The 2,959-nt window shown below is 67.5% G+C and carries 3 protein-coding genes; all 3 read left to right on the forward strand.

What is annotated here, in order from left to right; all coding sequences use genetic code 11:
- The first annotated feature begins 5 nt into the window (after window positions 1–5).
- The 3 genes from SX243_25685 (at window position 6) to istB (ending at window position 2,692) form a co-directional block, all read left to right on the forward strand.
- Window positions 6–173, forward strand: a complete 168-nt coding sequence (locus SX243_25685; protein MDY7096382.1) for a helix-turn-helix domain-containing protein — start codon at window positions 6–8, stop codon at window positions 171–173.
- Window positions 174–482: 309 nt separating this feature from the next.
- Window positions 483–1,949, forward strand: a complete 1,467-nt coding sequence (gene istA, locus SX243_25690) for an IS21 family transposase (GenBank protein ID MDY7096383.1) — start codon at window positions 483–485, stop codon at window positions 1,947–1,949.
- On the forward strand, window positions 1,946–2,692 hold the full coding sequence (istB, locus tag SX243_25695) for an IS21-like element helper ATPase IstB (protein MDY7096384.1): 747 nt from the start codon (window positions 1,946–1,948) through the stop codon (window positions 2,690–2,692). The genes istA and istB overlap by 4 nt, the downstream gene beginning before the upstream one ends.
- Window positions 2,693–2,959 lie beyond the last annotated feature (267 nt).

Genomic DNA, 2,959 nt, shown 5'->3' on the forward strand with positions numbered 1-2,959 from the left:
CGCGCGTGTACGCGCTCATCCGCGACGGTCTGCTGCCGGCCGTGCGCTTGGGCCGTCAGGTCCGGGTTGCTCCTGACGTCCTCGAGGAGTGGATCCGCACAGGCGGCCAGGCCCTCCCTGGCGGGTGGCGGCGTGAGTCGGAAGGCGACGGCGAGCGTTCGTCCAGTCCATAGGTTGCGGTTGGATCGGCCGACTCCCTCGTTCGCGCCGACCGAAAAGGAGAAAAGCGCGGAGGTGCCCCCGTGCCCGTACAATGGACCAGTGGCGGACACATCCGAGCAGGTGATGCGCATGGCAGATGAACCACGCCGGCGACAGCCGAGCGACTTCATGCGAGCGCGGCGTCCCGAGCTCTTCTCGGACACCGTGATCGCGCCGCTCGGAAACTGACCCACCCAACGCTCAGAAAGTGACCCACCCTCGGCCCTGCGCCGGTAGCTTTGGTTTGACGAATCAGAGCGACCGGAGGAAGGATGCTGAGGATGGATCAAGTGCATGTTATCCGACACAAGGTGCTGGTGGAAGGGCAGTCGATCCGGCGGGTCTCCCGCGACATGCGAGTGAGTCGAAACACGGTGCGCAAGTACCTGAAGATCTCTGAGCCGGTGCGGGTCGAGAGGAAGCCGCGACCGCGGCCGGTCGTCGAGGAGGTGGCGCCGCGTCTGGAGGAGCTGCTCAAAGAGTGGGGTCCGCGGACCACGCCGAAGCAGCGGATCACCGGCAGCCGGTTGCACCGTCAGTTGGTGGAGGAAGGGTACGAGGTCGGCGTGACCACAGTGCGCGCCTACCTGCGAGAGTGGAGACGGCAAAGGGCCGAGGTGTACATCCCGTTGGTGCACCGACCCGGAGAGGAAGGCCAGGTCGACTTCTTCGACGTCACCGTTGAGGAAGGCGGAGTGCGTCGCAAGGCGTGGAAGTTCGTCATGCGCCTGATGTACTCCGGCCGGGACTTCGCGTGGCTGTACGACGCCTGCGACACGGCGTCGTTTCTGGACGGTCACGTGCGGGCCTTCGAGCATTTTCCGGGTGTGCCCCAAAGAACGGTGTACGACAATCTGTCCGCCGCCGTCAGGCGGCGCGTCGGTGTCGACGGAGATCGGCTCACCGATCGTTTCCGTGCCCTTGTCAGCCACTACCTCGTCGAGCCGTGCTTCGCCCGCCCCGGCGAGGGGCACGACAAGGGTGGCGTCGAGGCACGGGGCAAGGGCATCCGGCTGCAGCATCTCACCCCGATCCCTCGGGGAGAGTCCCTTCGGGACATCGCCGGGGCACTGCTGGAGTCCATCGATCAGCAGGCGGCACACCGTGCCGAGCGCGACGAGACAGTCCGCGATCGGTTTCGGGAGGAGGCCGAGCACCTGCGGCCTTTACCCGAGCACCCCTTCGACCCCCGCATTCCCGAGCCCGTGAGCGTCAGCCGCAAGGCACTGGTGCGGGTCTCTGGCGCCAGCTACTCGGTGCCAGAGCACTGGCACTCACTGCAGGCGACCGCCTATGTAGGGGCCGACGACATCCGCATCGTCTGTCGCGGCGAGGAGGTCACCGTACGCCGTCAGCGTCAAGGGCGGCTGGTCTCTTACCGCCACTACCTCCGTCAGCTGTCGCGCAAACCGCAGGCGGTGCGCCAGGTGGCCCCCGAGCTCATCGCCGAGCTGGACGAGCCGTACGGCAGGCTGTGGAAGGCGCTGGCCACCACCCACGGTGAGCGCGAGGGGGCACGAGTCCTGGCCAAGGTCCTCGGCGCCGCTGTGAAGCACGGCGAGGAGGCCGTCGCCGAGGCCCTCTCCGTAGCCCTGTCCGCCGGTCGCCACGACCTGCTCGCGCTCGCCCCACGCGTGCACCAGGAGCGCCCCCGGTCCGTCACCGTGCCGCCCGCCCTGGCCGGCTTCGTCGTCGAGGCAGGCCGAGCCGCCGACTACGACGTGCTGCTGAGTGGGGGTGAGTCATGAGCACCGCCGTGATGGACGCCGTCATCCAGGAGGTCGTCAAGGAGCTCAAGCTGCCGGCGGTGGGACGCGAGTACCAGGCCCTGGCGCGCCAGGCACGCCAGGACGGCTGGCCGTACGAGGAGTACCTGCGCGAGCTCCTGGACGCCGAGCTGCGCTCCCGCCGCGACCGCACGGCCAAGCGCCGTATCCGCGAGGCGCGCTTCCCGGACACCAAGACCCTCGACCAGATCGACTGGGGTGCGATGGAGGGTGTGTCCCGCCCGACCATCGCCGAGCTGGCCAGCTGCGAGTACCTGGCGCGGGCCGATGACGTGATCATCGCCGGCCCGATCGGCACCGGCAAGACCCACCTGGCGATCGCCCTCGGAGTGGAGGCAGCCAGGCGCAGGCAGCGAGTGCTCTTCGTCCGTGCCGCCGACCTGGTGCGCGATCTCCTCGAGGCCCGAGACTCGCGTGAGCTGGGCCGGCTGCACCGCAAGATCCAGCGGGCATCGCTGCTGATTGTGGATGAGCTCGGCTTCGTTCCCTTCGACCGCGCCGGCGGCGAGCTGCTGTTCAATCTGCTGTCCGACCGCTACGAGCGACGCTCCACCATCGTGACGACAAACCTCGCCTTCTCGGAGTGGGTGCAGGTGCTCGGCGACGAGAAGCTCACCACCGCGCTCCTCGACAGACTGGCTCACAACGCTCATATCCTGACCACGAAGGGCGTCTCATTCAGAACCAGAAAACAACGCCAATAAGAATCACTCTCAGCAGCCTCCCCCCTCGGGGGGAGGCCCCTTCAGGAGGTGCCACACAGTCGTCATGAGCTACACTGAAACCGGCCAGGGTGGGTCAACTTCCAAACGTTGCCCCGGGTCAGTTTCCGCGCGTTGCCACCAGTTTGGTTGAAACTGCGTGCGGTCCTTGACGGAGGCGTGCGCCTCGAGCTGACGAGAGTCGCTTTCCTCGACACGCTCTTCACCCGTCCGCGCTGCGTCACGAGGCCCGCTCCACGAGCACGTCCG

This window comes from Acidobacteriota bacterium, from assembly GCA_034211275.1.
Lineage (GTDB): Bacteria > Acidobacteriota > Thermoanaerobaculia > Multivoradales > JAHZIX01 > JAGQSE01.

What these genes read in the sequence shown, in the direction of transcription:
- istB (MDY7096384.1), top strand. Translation starts at nt 1,946, where the DNA reads ATGAGCACCGCCGTGATGGACGCCGTCATCCAGGAGGTCGTCAAGGAG.
- istA (MDY7096383.1), top strand. Translation starts at nt 483, where the DNA reads ATGGATCAAGTGCATGTTATCCGACACAAGGTGCTGGTGGAAGGGCAG.